This is a genomic window from Phaeovulum veldkampii DSM 11550, from assembly GCF_003034995.1.
Lineage (GTDB): Bacteria > Pseudomonadota > Alphaproteobacteria > Rhodobacterales > Rhodobacteraceae > Phaeovulum > Phaeovulum veldkampii.
In genome coordinates this window covers 1-15,426 of the sequence record NZ_PZKF01000011.1, presented here as the reverse complement: position 1 = coordinate 15,426, position 15,426 = coordinate 1, and the positions used below count along the sequence as shown (strand labels likewise).

Annotated in this window: 17 protein-coding genes; 7 read left to right on the top strand and 10 right to left on the bottom strand. The window is 64.6% G+C overall.

The annotated features are described in order from the left end of the window. Positions 1-74 precede the first annotated feature (74 nt). The 4 genes from C5F46_RS06325 (at position 75) to C5F46_RS16605 (ending at position 2,914) form a co-directional block, all read left to right on the top strand. Positions 75-920 carry a peptidylprolyl isomerase gene (locus tag C5F46_RS06325; protein ID WP_107324521.1) on the top strand — a complete coding sequence of 282 codons (846 nt, stop codon included), beginning with the start codon at positions 75-77 and terminating at the stop codon, positions 918-920. Positions 921-932: 12 nt separating this feature from the next. Further along, entirely contained in the window at positions 933-2,291 is a 1,359-nt protein-coding gene (gene argJ / locus C5F46_RS06320; RefSeq protein ID WP_107324520.1) for a bifunctional glutamate N-acetyltransferase/amino-acid acetyltransferase ArgJ, read from the top strand. After that, complete coding sequence (mutT, locus tag C5F46_RS06315; RefSeq protein WP_107324519.1) at positions 2,288-2,686, top strand: 8-oxo-dGTP diphosphatase MutT; 399 nt, start codon at positions 2,288-2,290, stop codon at positions 2,684-2,686. The genes argJ and mutT overlap by 4 nt, the downstream gene beginning before the upstream one ends. Positions 2,687-2,776: 90 nt before the next feature. Beyond that, the gene (locus tag C5F46_RS16605; RefSeq protein ID WP_168796803.1) at positions 2,777-2,914 is read left to right on the top strand and encodes a hypothetical protein; all 138 of its coding nucleotides are present in this window, start codon (positions 2,777-2,779) and stop codon (positions 2,912-2,914) included. A gap of 52 nt (positions 2,915-2,966) precedes the next feature. Here the strand turns inward: C5F46_RS16605 and infB are convergent, their stop codons facing one another. The 5 genes from infB to pip form a co-directional block, all read right to left on the bottom strand. Beyond that, on the bottom strand, positions 2,967-5,498 hold the full coding sequence (gene infB, locus C5F46_RS06310; protein WP_107324518.1) for a translation initiation factor IF-2: 2,532 nt from the start codon (positions 5,496-5,498) through the stop codon (positions 2,967-2,969). Then, entirely contained in the window at positions 5,495-6,124 is a 630-nt protein-coding gene (locus tag C5F46_RS06305) for an RNA-binding protein (RefSeq protein WP_107324517.1), read from the bottom strand. The genes infB and C5F46_RS06305 overlap by 4 nt, the downstream gene beginning before the upstream one ends. A gap of 18 nt (positions 6,125-6,142) precedes the next feature. Then, on the bottom strand, positions 6,143-7,759 hold the full coding sequence (nusA, locus tag C5F46_RS06300; protein ID WP_107324516.1) for a transcription termination factor NusA: 1,617 nt from the start codon (positions 7,757-7,759) through the stop codon (positions 6,143-6,145). A gap of 3 nt (positions 7,760-7,762) precedes the next feature. Beyond that, positions 7,763-8,344 (bottom strand): ribosome maturation factor RimP, encoded by a 582-nt coding sequence (gene rimP, locus C5F46_RS06295; RefSeq protein WP_107324515.1) that lies wholly within the window; start codon positions 8,342-8,344, stop codon positions 7,763-7,765. A 152-nt stretch (positions 8,345-8,496) separates the two neighbouring features. Beyond that, complete coding sequence (pip, locus tag C5F46_RS06290; protein ID WP_107324514.1) at positions 8,497-9,468, bottom strand: prolyl aminopeptidase; 972 nt, start codon at positions 9,466-9,468, stop codon at positions 8,497-8,499. Positions 9,469-9,540: 72 nt separating this feature from the next. Here pip and ubiG point away from each other — a divergent pair, with 72 nt between their 5' ends. Beyond that, a complete protein-coding gene (gene ubiG / locus C5F46_RS06285; RefSeq protein WP_235820101.1) occupies positions 9,541-10,290 on the top strand; it encodes a bifunctional 2-polyprenyl-6-hydroxyphenol methylase/3-demethylubiquinol 3-O-methyltransferase UbiG in 750 nt (249 codons plus the stop codon). Positions 10,291-10,340: 50 nt separating this feature from the next. On the opposite strand, the gene C5F46_RS06280 is transcribed toward ubiG, so the two are convergent. From C5F46_RS06280 to C5F46_RS06265, 4 genes are read right to left on the bottom strand one after another with little or no spacing between them, the layout of a single operon-like run. Next, on the bottom strand, positions 10,341-10,784 hold the full coding sequence (locus C5F46_RS06280; protein WP_107324513.1) for a MarR family winged helix-turn-helix transcriptional regulator: 444 nt from the start codon (positions 10,782-10,784) through the stop codon (positions 10,341-10,343). Between the two features lie 3 nt (positions 10,785-10,787). Further along, complete coding sequence (locus tag C5F46_RS06275; RefSeq protein ID WP_107324512.1) at positions 10,788-11,618, bottom strand: carbon-nitrogen hydrolase family protein; 831 nt, start codon at positions 11,616-11,618, stop codon at positions 10,788-10,790. A 3-nt stretch (positions 11,619-11,621) separates the two neighbouring features. Beyond that, positions 11,622-11,879 carry a glutaredoxin 3 gene (gene grxC, locus C5F46_RS06270; RefSeq protein ID WP_107324511.1) on the bottom strand — a complete coding sequence of 86 codons (258 nt, stop codon included), beginning with the start codon at positions 11,877-11,879 and terminating at the stop codon, positions 11,622-11,624. 34 nt (positions 11,880-11,913) lie between these two features. After that, complete coding sequence (locus tag C5F46_RS06265) at positions 11,914-12,663, bottom strand: double zinc ribbon domain-containing protein (protein WP_407947334.1); 750 nt, start codon at positions 12,661-12,663, stop codon at positions 11,914-11,916. Between C5F46_RS06265 and C5F46_RS06260 the strand changes: the two genes are divergently transcribed. Together C5F46_RS06260 and hemH are read left to right on the top strand one after the other, a co-directional pair. Beyond that, entirely contained in the window at positions 12,662-13,504 is an 843-nt protein-coding gene (locus tag C5F46_RS06260; protein ID WP_107324509.1) for a methyltransferase domain-containing protein, read from the top strand. The two genes, C5F46_RS06265 and C5F46_RS06260, sit on opposite strands and share 2 nt — an antisense overlap. 51 nt (positions 13,505-13,555) lie before the next feature. After that, a complete protein-coding gene (gene hemH, locus C5F46_RS06255) occupies positions 13,556-14,623 on the top strand; it encodes a ferrochelatase (protein ID WP_107324508.1) in 1,068 nt (355 codons plus the stop codon). Between the two features lie 53 nt (positions 14,624-14,676). On the opposite strand, the gene C5F46_RS06250 is transcribed toward hemH, so the two are convergent. After that, a complete protein-coding gene (locus tag C5F46_RS06250) occupies positions 14,677-15,288 on the bottom strand; it encodes a L,D-transpeptidase (protein WP_107324507.1) in 612 nt (203 codons plus the stop codon). Positions 15,289-15,426: the final 138 nt, after the last annotated feature.

Genomic DNA, 15,426 nt, shown 5'->3' with positions numbered 1-15,426 from the left:
CCTTGGCGATGTAAGGGTCTACCGTCAGAGTGTCAACGCCGCGGCAGGTCGCGGCCCTTGCAGGAGTGGCTTTGATGTCGATCGGTGTGAAATTTCTGGCGGCCTCTGCGCTGGCTCTGGCGCTTTCGGCCCCGGTGCGCGCGGCTGACCTAACCGCCGATACGGTGGTGGCCAATGTGAACGGTCAGTCAATCACGCTGGCGCACATGATTGCGCTGCGCGACAGCCTGCCCGCCGATTATCAGGCGCTGCCCGATGACGTGTTGTTCAACGGGATTCTGGATCAGTTGATTCAGCAGACCGCACTGGCCCAGATTGGCGCCGAAAAAATGACCCGTCGGGATGAGGCGATGCTGGAGGTGGACCGCCGCGCCTATCTGGCCAGCGCGGTGCTGGATCAGACCGCCGACACCGCCGTCACCGAAGAAGGTGTGCGGGCCGCCTATGACGCCCGTTTTGCCAAGGCCGAACCCACGCGCGAATACAACGCCTCCCATATCCTTGTGGAGACCGAGGAAGAGGCCAAGGCGATCAAGGCCGAACTCGACGGCGGGGCTGATTTTGCCGAAATCGCGCGGACTAAATCGACCGGCCCGTCGGGGCCGAACGACGGCGAATTGGGCTGGTTCCCGCTGGAGGCGATGGTCAAGCCCTTTGGCGATGCGGTGGCGGCGCTGAAACCCGCCGAAATCTCGGTGCCGGTGCAAAGCGAGTTTGGCTGGCACATCATCCGCCTGAACGACACCCGGTTGGCCGAGGCGCCCAAGCTCGACGATGTTCGTGCCGAGTTGGAGGGCGATCTGCGCGCCAAGGCCGTGGAGGCCCGCCTTGATGAGGTTGTGCAGGCCGCCAAGGTTGAACGCAGGGCCGAGGGGATAGACCCGGCAGTGCTGAAAAACGCCGCACTGCTGGACAATTGAGGGGGGTCTGCAATGTCGAAGGACAAGAAGGAACTGAAGGCGAAGGCGGTCAAGCTGAAAGCCAAGGTCGAGGTGCTGAAAGCCCGGCTGGAGGCCGCCTTGGCCCCCGCTTCGCCCGCACCCAAGGCCAAGGCGGCCAACCCGGTTTCGCCGCTCGCGCCTGCAGCCTTTCCCGCGCTGCCAGTGATTGCAGGGGTCGAATTTGCCGCTGCCGCCGCAGGCGTGCGCTACGCGGGCCGCACCGATGTGATGCTGGTGCGCCTTGCGCCCGGCACGGCGATTGCCGGGGCCTTTACCCGGTCTTCGACCCGCGCAGCCTGTGTGCTGGATTGTCAGGCCAAGCTGACGGCAAACGCCGAGGGCGGCGCCGCGATCATCGTGAACTCGGGCAATGCCAATGCCTTCACCGGCGCGGGCGGTCAGGCCTCGGTCGATGCCGTCACCGGCGCGGTGGCGCAGGCGCTGGGGGTTCCGGCGCAGCGGGTGTTTTCCTCTTCGACCGGGGTCATTGGCGAGCCTTTGCCGCATGACCGGATCACCGCCGCGGTTCCGGCGCTGGTCGCGGGCCTTGACCCGGCGGGGATCGAGGCGGCGGCGCGCGCGATCATGACGACCGACACCTTCGCGAAAGGCGCCATGGCCGAGATCGCGGGCGAGGGCGGGCCGATCCGTATTGCCGGTATCGCCAAAGGCTCGGGGATGATCGCGCCCGATATGGCGACGATGCTGGTCTACATCTTTACCGATGCCAAAATCTCGGCGGCGAACCTGCAAAAGATCGTCTCGCGTCAGGTCGATGACACGTTCAACGCAATCACAGTGGACAGCGACACCTCGACCTCGGATGCGCTGATCGTGGCCGCTACCGGCCAGGGCCCGGCGGCCGAGATCAGGGATCTGCGCGGCAAGGTGGCCAAAGCGTTCGAGGCGGGTCTGCGCGGGGTGATGATGGACCTTGCGCATCAGGTGGTGCGTGATGGCGAGGGTGCCACGAAATTTGTCGAAATCCGCGTGACTGGCGCGGCGGATGCCGCCGACGCGCACAAGGTGGCGATGGCGGTGGCCAATTCGCCGCTGGTGAAAACCGCGATCGCGGGCGAGGATGCCAACTGGGGCCGCGTCGTGGCTGCAGTGGGCAAATCGGGCGCCAAGGCCGACCGCGACCGGCTGAAAATCGCCTTTGGCGATATGGTTTTGGCCGAAAACGGCTGGCGCGTGCCCGACTATGACGAGGCCGCTGCCAGCGCCTATATGAAGCAGCCTGAGCTGGTGATCGGTGTCGATCTGGGGCTGGGCAAGGCCGCCAAATCGGTCTGGACCTGCGATCTGACCCATCGCTACATCGACATCAACGCGGATTACCGCTCGTGAAGGTTGTCCTGGTCTCGGCCGTCGCGCTGATTGATGCCGACGGCCGGGTGCTTTTGGCGCAGCGCCCCGCGGGCAAGTCGATGGCGGGGTTGTGGGAGTTTCCGGGCGGCAAGGTGGAGCCGGGAGAGACGCCCGAAGCTGCGCTGATCCGCGAATTGCAGGAAGAACTGGGTATCGACACATTTGCCAGTTGCCTGGCACCGCTGACCTTTGCCAGCCACAGCTACGCCGATTTCCACCTGCTGATGCCGCTCTATGCCTGCCGCAAGTGGAAGGGCATTGTCACCCCGCGGGAGGGCCAGAGCCTTGCCTGGGTGCGCCCGGCCGATCTGCGCGGCTATCCGATGCCGCCCGCCGACGAACCTCTGATCCCGATCCTGCGCGATTGGCTGTAGTGCCGTAGGCAACAGTTGTTAAAAAACTGTTGCGCAAAGCCAGAATTCGCAACAATGTTGCGCAGCGCGGCTTTCTTGGGAGGGAAGGACATGTTGAGAACGATAACAGTGGGCAGTTGCGTCTCGGTGCAGGGCAGCTTTGAAGGCCAACTCGACGATGGCCGCATTGTCGTGCGGGTTGGCAACAGCCTGTATCAGGGCAAGCCCGTAATGCAAAAAACCGCCTGAGATCAGGCGGTTTCCAGCGCAGTATCAGGGGGGCAATGCGCCCCCCGTCTTTTTAGCTCAGCTTACGCTCGACCTCTTCGCGCTCAAAGATTTCGATCACGTCGTTCGGGCGGATATCGTCGTAATTCTCGAACGCCATCCCGCATTCCTGACCCGACTGAACCTCTTTGACCTCGTCCTTGAACCGCTTGAGCGTCTTCAGCGTCCCCTCGTGGATCACCACGTTGTCGCGCAGCAGACGCACACCCGCAGACCGGCGCGCCACACCTTCGGTGACCAGACAGCCCGCCACCTTGCCGATACCCGAGACCTTGAAAACCTCTTTGATCTGCGCGTAGCCGATGAAGTTTTCGCGCACTTCGGCCTTCAGCAGGCCCGAGGCGGCGGCTTTGATGTCATCGACCAGATCGTAGATGATCGAGTAGTAGCGGATCTCCACGCCCTTCTGGTTCGCGGCGGCCCGTGCCGGCGCATTGGCTCGCACGTTGAAACCGATCACCGGCGCGCCCGAAGCCTCGGCCAGCCCGATATCGCTTTCGGTGATGGCGCCGACGCCCGAGTGCAGCACGCGCACGCGCACTTCGTCGTTGCCGATCTTTTCCATCGCCTGCACGATCGCCTCGGCCGAACCCTGCACGTCGGCTTTCACCAGAATCGGCAGTTCCGACACGCTTTCATCTGCCTTGGCCTTGGCCATAAGCTGTTCCAGCGTGGTCGCGGCACCGGCGGCGGCGCGCTTGTCTTTTGCGGCCTTGATCCGGTAATCGGCGATCTCGCGCGCCTGCGCTTCGGTTTCGACCACGTTCAGCACGTCGCCCGCTTCGGGCGTGCCGTTCAGGCCCAGAACCTCGACCGGAACCGAGGGGCCGGCGCTGTCCACGCGCTCGCCCTTGTCGTTGATCAGCGCGCGGACCTTGCCCCATTTTTCGCCAACCACAAAGATGTCGCCCTGTTTCAGCGTGCCGTTCTGCACCAGAACCGTTGCGACCGGGCCGCGGCCCACGTCCAGCTTGGCTTCGATCACAGCGCCCATGGCGGCGCGCTGCGGGTTGGCCTTCAGCTCCAGGATCTCGGATTGCAGCGCGATCGCCTCCAGCAGGGTATCAAGGCCCATGCCGGTTTTTGCGGACACTTCTACATCCTGCACATCGCCCGACATCGCCTCGACGACAACCTCGTGCTGCAACAGATCGGTGCGCACCTTTTGCGGGTTCGCCTCGTATTTGTCGCATTTGTTGATCGCCACGATCATCGGCACCTTGGCGGCCTTGGCGTGGTTGATCGCCTCGATCGTCTGCGGCATCACGGCGTCATCGGCCGCCACCACCAGAACGACGATATCGGTCACATGCGCACCGCGGGCGCGCATCGAGGTAAAGGCGGCATGGCCCGGCGTATCAAGGAAGGTCAGCAGCGCGCCCGATTCGGTTTTCACCTGATAGGCGCCGATGTGCTGGGTGATCCCGCCGGCTTCGCCCGACACCACGTTGGTCTTGCGGATCGCGTCCAGAAGCGAGGTCTTGCCGTGGTCAACGTGGCCCATGATTGTGATGATCGGCGGGCGCGGCATCTGGTCTTCGTCGCGGTCCTGAACCGTGTCGATGACCTGTTCCACATCGGCATCCGACACGCGCACGGCCCGGTGGCCAAATTCCTCGATCACAAGTTCGGCGGTGTCGGCGTCGATCGTCTGGTTGATCGAGACCATCATGCCCATTTTCATCAGCGACTTGATCACGTCGGCCGCGCGCTCTGCCATCCGGTTGGCCAGTTCCTGCACCACGATCGTTTCGGGCAGTTGAACGTCGCGCACCATCTTTTCGGCGCGGTGGCCCATGCCCATCGCCTTCTGGCGAGCTTTTTCCTGCTTACGCTTCATCGCGGCCAGGCTACGCTGCCGCCCGCCCTCGCCATCCAGCGCATCTGACAGGCTCAGCTTGCCGGTGCGGCGCGCGTCATCGGTCTTGGCTTTGCCGCGGGCATCGCCGCGGTCGGCATCGGCGCGGTCGCGGTCGGTCTTGCGCGGGCCGACGGTGGCCACGCCCTTGGTCGCGGCGCGCGAAGCGACCGCCTCGGCCGCAGCCGGGTCTGCGGGCACCGCGGGCTTGGTCGTGACGGGCTTGCGCACGTCTTCTTTCTTCTGTGCGCGCAACTCGGCCTCACGGGCTTTGCGGGCCTCCTCCTCGGCTTTCAGCCGGGCGGCCTCTTCGCGCTCACGCTCTTCGCGTTCTTTCGCCTCGATCTCGGCGCGGCGCAGGGCGCGCTCTTCCTCGCGGGCCTTCTCGTCCAGCAGGCGTTGCGCGGCCTCTTCGACCTCGCGCGCCTTGGCAGCGCGCAGCGCGCTCAGGCGGCGCTCCATCTCGGCGTCGGAGATGCCTGCGGGGCGTTTGGACGGATCGCCAAGGTTCGGGCTGCCTGCACCGGCGCCCGTCGTCGAGGCGGTGCCAGGCTTGGGCACCACGACGCGCTTGCGCTTGGTCTCGACAACGACGCTTTTGGTGCGGCCGTGGCTGAAGCTCTGCTTCACCTGACCGGGGCGCCCGCCACCAAGACCAAGGGGTTTTTTGCCGTCTGTATCGCTCATGCCGTCTTCGTATCCTTCTCGGCGGTCCCGCCGCCGTCCTGCTTGCGCAAGCCCGTGAGCTTCGCCGCATCCTCTATAACACGTATGCTGAGTCCGCCAGCCGCAAGCGCGCCGTGTATGGCATGATCGCGGCCGAATGCCAAACCCAATTCCGAGGCCGTCAGGCAGCCGAACCAGCGCCCGCCTTCGGGCGTCCACAGCTTGCCCTTGCCGCGTTCCGACCCGTCGGAGGCTTGCAGCAGAACCTTGGCGCGGCCCTCGGCCAGCCAGCCCTTGACCTTTTCAAAGCCACAGACCGCCCGGCCCGATTTGCGCGCCAGCGACACCAGGTCAACAACCCGCTGCGCCATCGCCGCCTCGACCATCGCGACCAGCCCTTCGGGCAGGATCACGGGCTGGCGTGCCGCGCGGGAAAAGGCGTTTTTTTTGACGGCCTGTGCCAGCACACTGCGATCAGCCGTCACCCAGATGCCCCGACCGGGCAGCTTTTCGGCCAGATCGGGCACGATCTGCCCTTCGGGGCCGACGACAAAGCGGATAAGCCCGGCCTTCGGCCGGACATCGCCGGTGACGATGCAGCGGCGTTCCGGGTCTTCTCGGTCCTTGTCGCGGCCCCCTCGGGTCATAGTGTCGCGCTCCGGGGCTTAGCCCTCGGCCTCCTCGTCTGTGTCGTCTTCGTCCTCGACCACGGCGCCGGGCAGTTCCGACGGATCGACCCAACCCAGTTGAATCCGCGCGGTCATCACCAGTTGCTGCGCTTCTTCAAGGCTCATGTCGAATTTCTCAAGGATGCCTTCGTCCTTTACGCGCTGGCCGTTGACCGTGGTCCAGCCGCCGGCCAGTTCCCAGTCGGCGCAGGTGGCGAAGTCTTCCAGCGTCTTGACACCGTCATTCGCCAGCGCCTCGATCATCTGCGGGGTCAGCCCCTCAAAGGCAAACAGGCTGTCCTCGACGCCCAGGGCCTTGGCAGCCTCCAGCGCCTTGCGGTTCTGTTCCTCGATCTGGTCGCGGGCACGGGCCTGAAGCTCGGATGCGGTGCCCTCGTCCACGCCCTCGATCGACAGCAGCTCGTCCAGATCGACGTAGGCCACCTCTTCAAGACTGGTAAAGCCTTCGGCCACCAGAAGCTGGGCAAAGAATTCGTCCAGATCCAGCGCATCGACGAACAGCTTGGTGCGCTCGGCGAATTCAGCCTGACGGCGGCTCGATTCCTCGGCCTCGGTCAGAATGTCGATGTCCAGGCCGGTCAACTGACTGGCCAGACGCACGTTCTGCCCGCGCCGACCGATGGCCAGCGACAGTTGCTCGTCGGGAACCACAACCTCGATGCGGTTGGCTTCCTCGTCGATCACCACCTTCGACACTTCGGCCGGTTGCAGCGCGTTCACAAGGAAGGTCGCCTGATCCTCGTTCCACGGGATGATGTCGATCTTTTCGCCCTGCAATTCGCCCACCACGGCCTGCACACGACTGCCGCGCATACCCACGCAGGCGCCGACCGGGTCGATCGAATTGTCATAGCTGATGACCGCGATCTTGGCGCGCGAGCCAGGGTCGCGGGCGACGGCCTTGATCTCGATGATGCCGTCGTAGATCTCGGGCACTTCCATCTTGAACAGTTCCGCCATGAATTGCGGGTCGGTCCGGCTCAGGAATACCTGCGGGCCACGGGCCTCGCGGCGCACATCCTTGATATAGGCGCGGATACGGTCGTTCGGACGATAGCTTTCGCGGCCGATCTTTTCGTTGCGGCGCAGGATCGCCTCGCCCCGGCCGATATCGACGATGATGTTGCCGTATTCCTCTCGCTTGACCACACCGTTGATGATGCTGCCCTTGCGGTCCTTGAATTCTTCATACTGACGGTCACGCTCGGCCTCGCGCACCTTTTGCAGGATCACCTGCTTGGCGCTTTGCGCGGCGATCCGGCCCAGATCGACCGGGGGCACCTCGTCGATGATCTCATCGCCCACCTTGGGGTCGGCCAGATAGGGCTTGGCCTGGGCCACGGTCACCTGCGCCTGATAATTTTCGACGCCGTCATCCTCGACCACGGTGCGCACACGGGTAAATCTGGCCCGGCCCGTCTTGCGGTCGATCGCAACGCGAATGTCCATCTCGGCGCCGTAACGCGATTTGGCGGCGCGGGCGAGGCTGTCTTCCATCGCCTGAATCACCAGGTCGGGATCGATCATCTTCTCGCGGGCAACGGCTTCGGCCGTCTGCAGCAGTTCAAGCTGGTTGGCAGAGGTGATTGCCATGTCTCACGCCTCCTCGGACGGGTCAGTATCAGTATCGGTTTCGATCTCGTCGAACATGTCTTCGTCAACGATGCCGGCGGCCTTTTTCTGCCGCAACATCTCGGCGATCAAATCTTCGGTCAGGATCAGCTTCGCATCCGAAAGCCAGTCGAACTTCAGCCCGACGGTGCCTTCCTCGATGTTGATCAGCACCTCGTCGCCCTCGGTGCCGGCCAGCATCCCCTTGAAGCGGCGGCGCCCGTCGATCGTCTCGGTCGTCTCAAGCCGGGCCTCATAGCCCTCCCACAGGTCGAAATCCTTCAGCCGGGTCAGCGGCCGGTCGATGCCGGGGCTGGACACCTCAAGGTTGTAGGCATCTTCCAGCGGGTCTTCCACGTCAAGCGCGGCGGAAATCGCGGTCGAGATTTTCGCGCAGTCTTCCACGTTGATCCCGCCTTCAGGGCGGTCAGCCATGATCTGCAACGTCTTGGTCAGCCCGCCCATCAGGCGCAGGCGGATCAGCTCATACCCCAGCCCCTCGATCGCGGGGGTCACGATGTCGGCCAGGCGCCGGTCGATGGCGGTCTTTGCGATCAGGTCGGTCATCTGGTGATGCCTCAAAAACAAAAAACGGGCGCAAGCGGCCCGTCGATCTCTCCCGGTGGGCTGCGGGTTTGGACCCCGGAGCGCCGCTGTTGACCGCTCTATAGGCGAACCGCCGCAATCATGCAAGCGCCGCGTGGGCCAGGCCTGGCGTGTTACTCGCGCAGCCGGTTCATCACCCGCACCAGTTCGGCGGTGATGCCGGGTTCCGACAGGGCGTGGCCCGCCGCAGGCACCATCCGCAGGTCGGCCATGGTCCAGCCATCGGCCAGCCGCCATGCCGAGATCGGCGGGCAGATCATGTCCATCCGGCCCTGCACGATACTGGCAGGGATATCCTCGATCCGGTGCCGGTCGCGCAAGATCTGACCGTCGCAGTCCAGAAACGAGTCGTGCTTGAAATAGTGGTTCTCCAGCCGGGCAAAGGCGCGCGCGTAATCAGGCGGTGCCTCACCCAGCGGGCCATCATGGTCCACGCTGGCCAGCGCGTTTTCCCACTGCGCCCAGATCCGGCCATGGCGCGCCTCGGTTGCCCAGTCGCCGGAAAACAGGCGGCGGTGATAGGCGCCGATCAGGTCGCCCCGCTCGGCCTCGGGGATCGGGCGGCAGAAATCGGCCCAGAGGTCGGGAAAGAACAGCCCCGCCCCGCCGCCGTAAAACCACTTCAACTCCTCGCGCATGGCCAGAAAGACGCCGCGCAGAATCAGGTGCCGCACCCGGCCCGGATGGGCCTGCGCATACAGCAGCGCCAGCGTCGCCCCCCAACTGCCGCCAAACACGAACCAGTTGCGGACCCCCAGCGTTTCGCGGATCGCCTCGATATCGGCGATCAGATGCGGGGTTGTGTTCGCCTCCACGCTGGCATGCGGGCGCGACCGGCCGCAACCGCGCTGGTCAAACAGGATGATGCGGTAATGCGCCGGGTCGAAATAGCGCCGCATCGCCGGGTTCGACCCGCCCCCCGGCCCGCCATGCAGCACCACGACCGGCGCGCCCTGCGGATGACCGCTTTGCTCCACATACAGCCGATGGCCCTGACCAACCTCCAGCATCCGCTGATCGAAGGGTTCGAGCGGCGGATACAGAAAGGCGTGTGCTGCGCGCTTTTGGCCTGCGGTTCTGTCCATGATCGCACTATATACCCCAAAACAGAGTGCCCGCCACCGTGTCGGGCCAGGATTTGCAGCAAAGGGGGCACTATGCCGGGCGATCAACCGATGAACACCGTCGATCCCGCCGAAGTGGCGAAATTCGAGGCGATGGCGGCCGAATGGTGGAACCCCAACGGCAAGTTCAAGCCGCTACACATGCTCAACCCTTGTCGGCTTGACTATATCACCGGTCAGATCGCCGCCGAGTTTGGCCGCGACCTGACCCAGCCGCAGCCGTTCGCGGGGCTGCGGCTGCTGGATATCGGCTGCGGCGGCGGGCTGCTGTCAGAGCCGATGGCACGGCTAGGGGCCACCGTGGTCGGCGCCGATGCGGCGGGCCGCAACATTCCCGTGGCGCAGATCCACGCCGAACAGCAGGGGCTTGCGATCGACTACCGTCATACCACCGCCGAGGCGCTGGCAGAGGCGGGCGAGGAATTCGACGTGGTGCTGAACATGGAGGTGGTGGAGCATGTCGCTGACCCGCAGGGATTCATCACCACCTGCCGCCGGTTGCTGAAGCCGGGTGGGCTGATGATCTGCTCGACGCTGAACCGCAACCCCAAAAGCTTCATGATGGCGATCGTGGGCGCCGAATATGTCATGCGCTGGCTGCCCAAGGGCACGCATGAATGGCAAAAGTTCATCACCCCCGATGAGCTTTATGGTCTGATCCGAACTGCCGGCCTTGATCCGGTGGACCGCAAGGGCATGGTCTTCAACCCCGTCAGCTGGAGCTGGAGCCTGTCGGACCGCGACCTGTCGGTCAACTACGTCACCGCCAGCGTAAAACGCTGACCCCTTCATCTTGGCCCAAATATCCCCGCCGGAGGCTCCCGCAGTCGGGGTCAGATCTCGTCGCCCAGCCGTGCGCGCAATTCGCGCAGCACCGGCAGGGCGGCGCGAACCTTGTCGGGGCCGATGCCGCGCACCACATCGGCAATCACCGGCATGAAGGCCGCCAGCGCGGCATCGCGCGCGGCCCGGCCCGCCGGGCTGATGGAAACGAACTTGCGCCGCGCATCGTCCCAATCGGGGCGAATGTGCACATGCCCGGCCCATTCCAGCCTTGAGAGCGTGTTGGTCATCGCGCCGCGGGTAACGTGAAAGGTGGCGGCAAGCTGCGCGGGGGTGCGTTCCTCATTCGCATGGGCGAGATGGTTCAGCACCGAAAAATGCGAAATCTCCATGCCCTTGGGCAGCGCGCGCGAAATCAGGTTGCGCGCCAGTTGATCGGCCATGAACACCTCGGAAAACAGCGCCGCGGCCAGCGTGTCGGTTAGGTCTGCCATCGGCTACGGCCCCTCAAAGGCGCGGTCGTGGTGCAGCGCGGGCACGCGGGCACGGGCGCGGGCAACCTCAGGCAGGTGCAGATCGACAAGGCTGATGCCCGGCTCGGCGCCGCCATCGGCCAGCACCTCGCCCCAGGGCCCTACGGCCAGGCTGTGGCCATGGGTGCGGCGCGGCTTGCCGCCATGGGCGGCATGTTCGCCGCATTGCGCGGGGGCCAGAACATAGCAGCCGGTTTCAATTGCACGGGCGCGCAAGAGCGGCTCCCAATGCGCGGCGCCGGTGGTATCGTTGAAGGCGGCTGGAACCGTCAGCACCTCGGCACCGGCCTTGGCCAGCGCCCGGAACAGATAGGCAAAGCGCAGGTCATAGCAGACCGCCATCCCCAGCCGGGCAAAGCCCGCATCGGCCATCACCGCACGGGTGCCGGGGCGATACCCCTCTGATTCGCGGTAGCGTTCGGTTGCCGACACATCCACATCGAACATGTGGATCTTGTCATAGCGCGCCGCAATCGCCCCATCGGGCGCGATCAGGAAACTGCGGTTGGCAAAGCGGCCGTCGGGGTCATCCGTCTTCAACCCCAGCGACCCGATCAGCAGCCAGATGCCCAGCCGGTCGGCCTCGGCCCGCAGGGCGGCTAGGGTCTCGTCCTCGGCCTCATGCCGCAGCGCCTCGGCCTGCCAGGCGCGATCGGACGACAGCAGATTGGTGCATTCGGGCGTCAGCACAAAACCTGCCCCGGCGCTGGCCGCCTGACGGACCAGGCCCAGCGTCACCGGCAGGTTCGCCGCCGGATCGTCGGTCACCGAAAGCTGCACCAGCCCTGCGCGCATCGCTTAACCTGCCAGCAGGATGTCAAGCCTGCCCTGATGGTCCAGCAGGTGGATGTCATCGCAGCCGCCTACATGCTGCCCGCCGATGAAAATCTGCGGCACGGTATAGCGCCCGCCCGCCCGCGCGGTCATCGCCGCACGCAGGCGCGGGTCGGCGCCCACATCGGTTTCGTCATAGGCAACGCCCTTGGCATCCAGCAGCCGCTTGGCAGCTATGCAATAGGGGCAGGTTCGGGTAGTATAGATTTCAACGTGCTGCATGATGGGCCCTTCCGCATCGGCCCAATATACGGATTCAGCCCTCCTTCGCAACGCGCGCCAGCACGGCGACCGAAACCGAGGCCGCGCCCGCAGCAAGGCAGGCGTCCGCCGCCGCCGCCAGCGTTGCGCCCGAGGTCATCACGTCATCGACGATCAGCACCGGCCGGCCCATGATCTGCCCCTGCCGCCGTCGCGCCACCTGGATTGCATCGGCCATATTGGCAAAGCGCGCCTCGCGCCCGCGGCCTTCCTGGCTGGGGGTGGGGCGGGGGCGCGCCAGCAGGTCGGGGCAATGGTCAAGCCCAGCCGCCCGCGCCAACGCGCCCGACAAAAGCGCAGCCTGATTGTAGCGCCGCTTCAACAGCCGCCATCGGTGCAGCGGCACTGGCGCCACCAGCATGTCAGGCAACAGGATCGGCTCCGCTGCGCGGGCCAGCCAGGCGCCCAGCGGCGGCACCAGATCCAGCCGGTCGCCATGTTTCAGCGCCAGCACCAGCCGCCGCCCCGTATCGCGATAAAGGATTGCCGCCCGGCCCCGGTCCCAGGGGCGGGCGATGGTCAGGCATTCGTCGCACAGTTCGGCCCGGCCCTCGTTTTTCCCCGGCAGCGGCACCCCGCATTTGTCGCAGACCAGCCCGGAAATGAAGTCGGTCTCGCGCCAGCAAGCCGCGCACAGCCCGAAATCGTCAGTGACAGCGCCGCCGCAGCCGATGCAGCGCGGTGGAAATATCAGGTGCAACGCGGCTAGCATCCCGTTTCGAACGGCTCTAAAGTCTGCACCCATGACCAAAGCCCCCCTTCTGACCGACCGCAAGGCCCTGACCCGCGCCCGCGCCCGTGCCCTGCGCGGCGCCCCGGCGCTGTTTTTCCATGACGAGGCCGCGGCCGAGATCAAGGAAAGGCTGATCGAGGTTAACAGAAGGTTTACGGCGCCTGCCGTGGTGACGGGTTTTCCCGATCTGTGGGCGGCATCCTTCCCCGAGGCCAGGGTTGTGGCCGATGATGAGACGCTTGATCTGGCCGAGGGGGCGCATGATCTGGTGATCCATGCGATGGCGTTGCATTGGGCCAATGACCCGGTCGGGCAGATCGTGCAATGTCGCCGGGCGCTGCGCCCCGACGGGCTGTTCATCGCGGTGCTGTTCGGTGGTCAGACGCTGGCCGAACTGCGCGCCACGCTGGCCGAAGCCGAGGCTGCGCTGACCGGGGGGCTGTCGCCACGCATCCTGCCGATGGGTGAAATCCGCGACTGGGGCGGGCTGTTGCAGCGCGCTGGACTGGCGCTGCCGGTGGCCGATGCCAGCCTGCGCAAGGTCAGCTATCGCAACGCCTTTCACCTGATGGCCGATCTGCGGGCGATGGGCGAAGCCAATGCGCTTGCGGCACGTCGCCGCACCCCTGCCCGTCGCGGGGTGTTTGTTGACGCCGCCCGGCGCTATGCTGCGGCATTTTCTGAGGCAGGGGACAGGGTTCTGGCCAGTTTCGAGTTGATCTATCTGACCGGCTGGGCCCCGCACGACAGCCAACAGCAGCCCCTGCGCCCCGGAACGGCCCGCTACCGGCTGGCCGATGCCCTTTCGGGCGCTACACTGACGCCGGCACCAATGCCGGGCTCTGACAATTGACCTTGGAATAATTCTGCTTATGTCAGTTCTGAAACAAACAAGAGACATCCGATGACCAAGGACATGATCCAGCCCGGTGCTGGCCGCCTCGCCCATGCGCCGGCCGACCATCCTCCGGTCGCGCGGGCAAAGATCGGTATCCTGCTGGCCAATCTCGGCACGCCGGATAATTATGACTACTGGTCGATGCGCCGCTATCTGAACGAGTTTCTGTCGGATCAGCGGGTGATCGACTATCCGGCATGGAAATGGCAGCCGCTGCTGCAACTGATCATCCTGTCCAAGCGGCCCTTCACCTCGGGGGCGAATTACAAGGAAATCTGGAACCACGATCTGGGCGAAAGCCCGTTGATGACGATCACGCGCCAGCAGACAGCCAAGATCAGGGCTAAGGCGCAGGCGCTGTGGGGCGATAATGTCGTGGTCGAATTCTGCATGCGCTATGGCAACCCCTCGACCCGCGACGTGGTCAACCGGATGGTTGATCAGGGCTGCGAAAAGATCCTGTTCTTTCCGCTTTACCCGCAATATGCGGGCGCCACCTCGGCCACGGCGAACGACCAGTTCTTTCGCGTAATGACAGAGATCAAGCGTCAGCCCGCCGTGCGCGTGGTGCCCGAATATTTCGACCGTCCCAGCTATATCGAGGCCTTGGCGCAATCGGTCGAACGCGTCTATTCCGGGTTGGAGACGCGGCCCGACGTGCTGGTGGCCAGCTATCACGGTATGCCGCAGCGCTATCTGCTGGAGGGCGATCCCTACCATTGCCAATGCGCGAAAACCTCGCGGCTGTTGCGCGAACGGCTGGGCTGGGCGCCGGGTGCGATTGACACCACCTTCCAGTCGGTGTTCGGCACCGAGGTCTGGCTGAAGCCCTATACGGTGGAACATGTGGCCGAACTGGCAAAGGCGGGCAAAAAGAACATCGCTGTGATCTCTCCTGCCTTCTCTGCCGATTGCATCGAGACATTGGAAGAGATCAACGGCGAAATCCGCGAGGCGTTTGAGGAGGCAGGGGGCGAGAGTTTTACCTACATCCCCTGCCTGAATGATGATGACGCCCATATCGCCGCGCTGATCGAGGTGATCGGTGAAAATCTGATGGGCTGGGTCAAATGAAAACGGGCGGTGGAGTAGCCACCGCCCGTCTCGCATCCGGTCGTTAGCGCGGGTCAGATCAGCAGCACCTGCGTGCCAACCTTGGCCAGTGCAAACAACTCCTGAATATGTTCGTTATACAGCCCGACGCAGCCGTTGGACGATTTGCGGCCGATCTTGCGCGTGTCGTGCGTGCCGTGAATGCGGTAATACTGCCAGCTCAGATACAGGGCATGGGTGCCCAGCGGGTTGTCGGGCCCGGCGGGCACGAAATCGGGCCATTCGGGGTTGCGCTGCTTCATCGCCGGGGTGGGCGACCAGGTAGGGCCTTCGACCTTGCGGATCACTTCGGTCCGGCCGCGGCGGGTAAGATCCTCCGACACCGGGATCGAGGTGGGATAAAGCTTGTAGACCGTCTGATCTTCCGACCAGAAATGCAGCGCGCGCGAGGTGATATCGACCAGAATGGCGCCATTTCGCAGATTGTCGAAATAGGGCTGCCAGTCCAGCGCACGAAAGCTGGAAATGTTGCGCCGCATGTTGGTGTTGGCAGTTTCTTCCTGAACCGTGCCAGCATCAAGCGCGGTCTGCCCCAATGCCGGAACCGCCAGCCCCGCAGCCCCAAGGGCGGCGGCTGTGGCAATGAAACTGCGGCGGTTCAGGGTTGCGGAACGCGCTTTGGCCATCACGATGTCTCCAATTATTCCGGAATCCAGCCCGGCTTTTTGTGCTGTCTATGACGGGTTTGCCGCAGGTGCAATTCAAACTGGCGTCATTGCGCCGATTCACGCCGACTTGCATTTGCTCTTGCGGGCACAATCGGC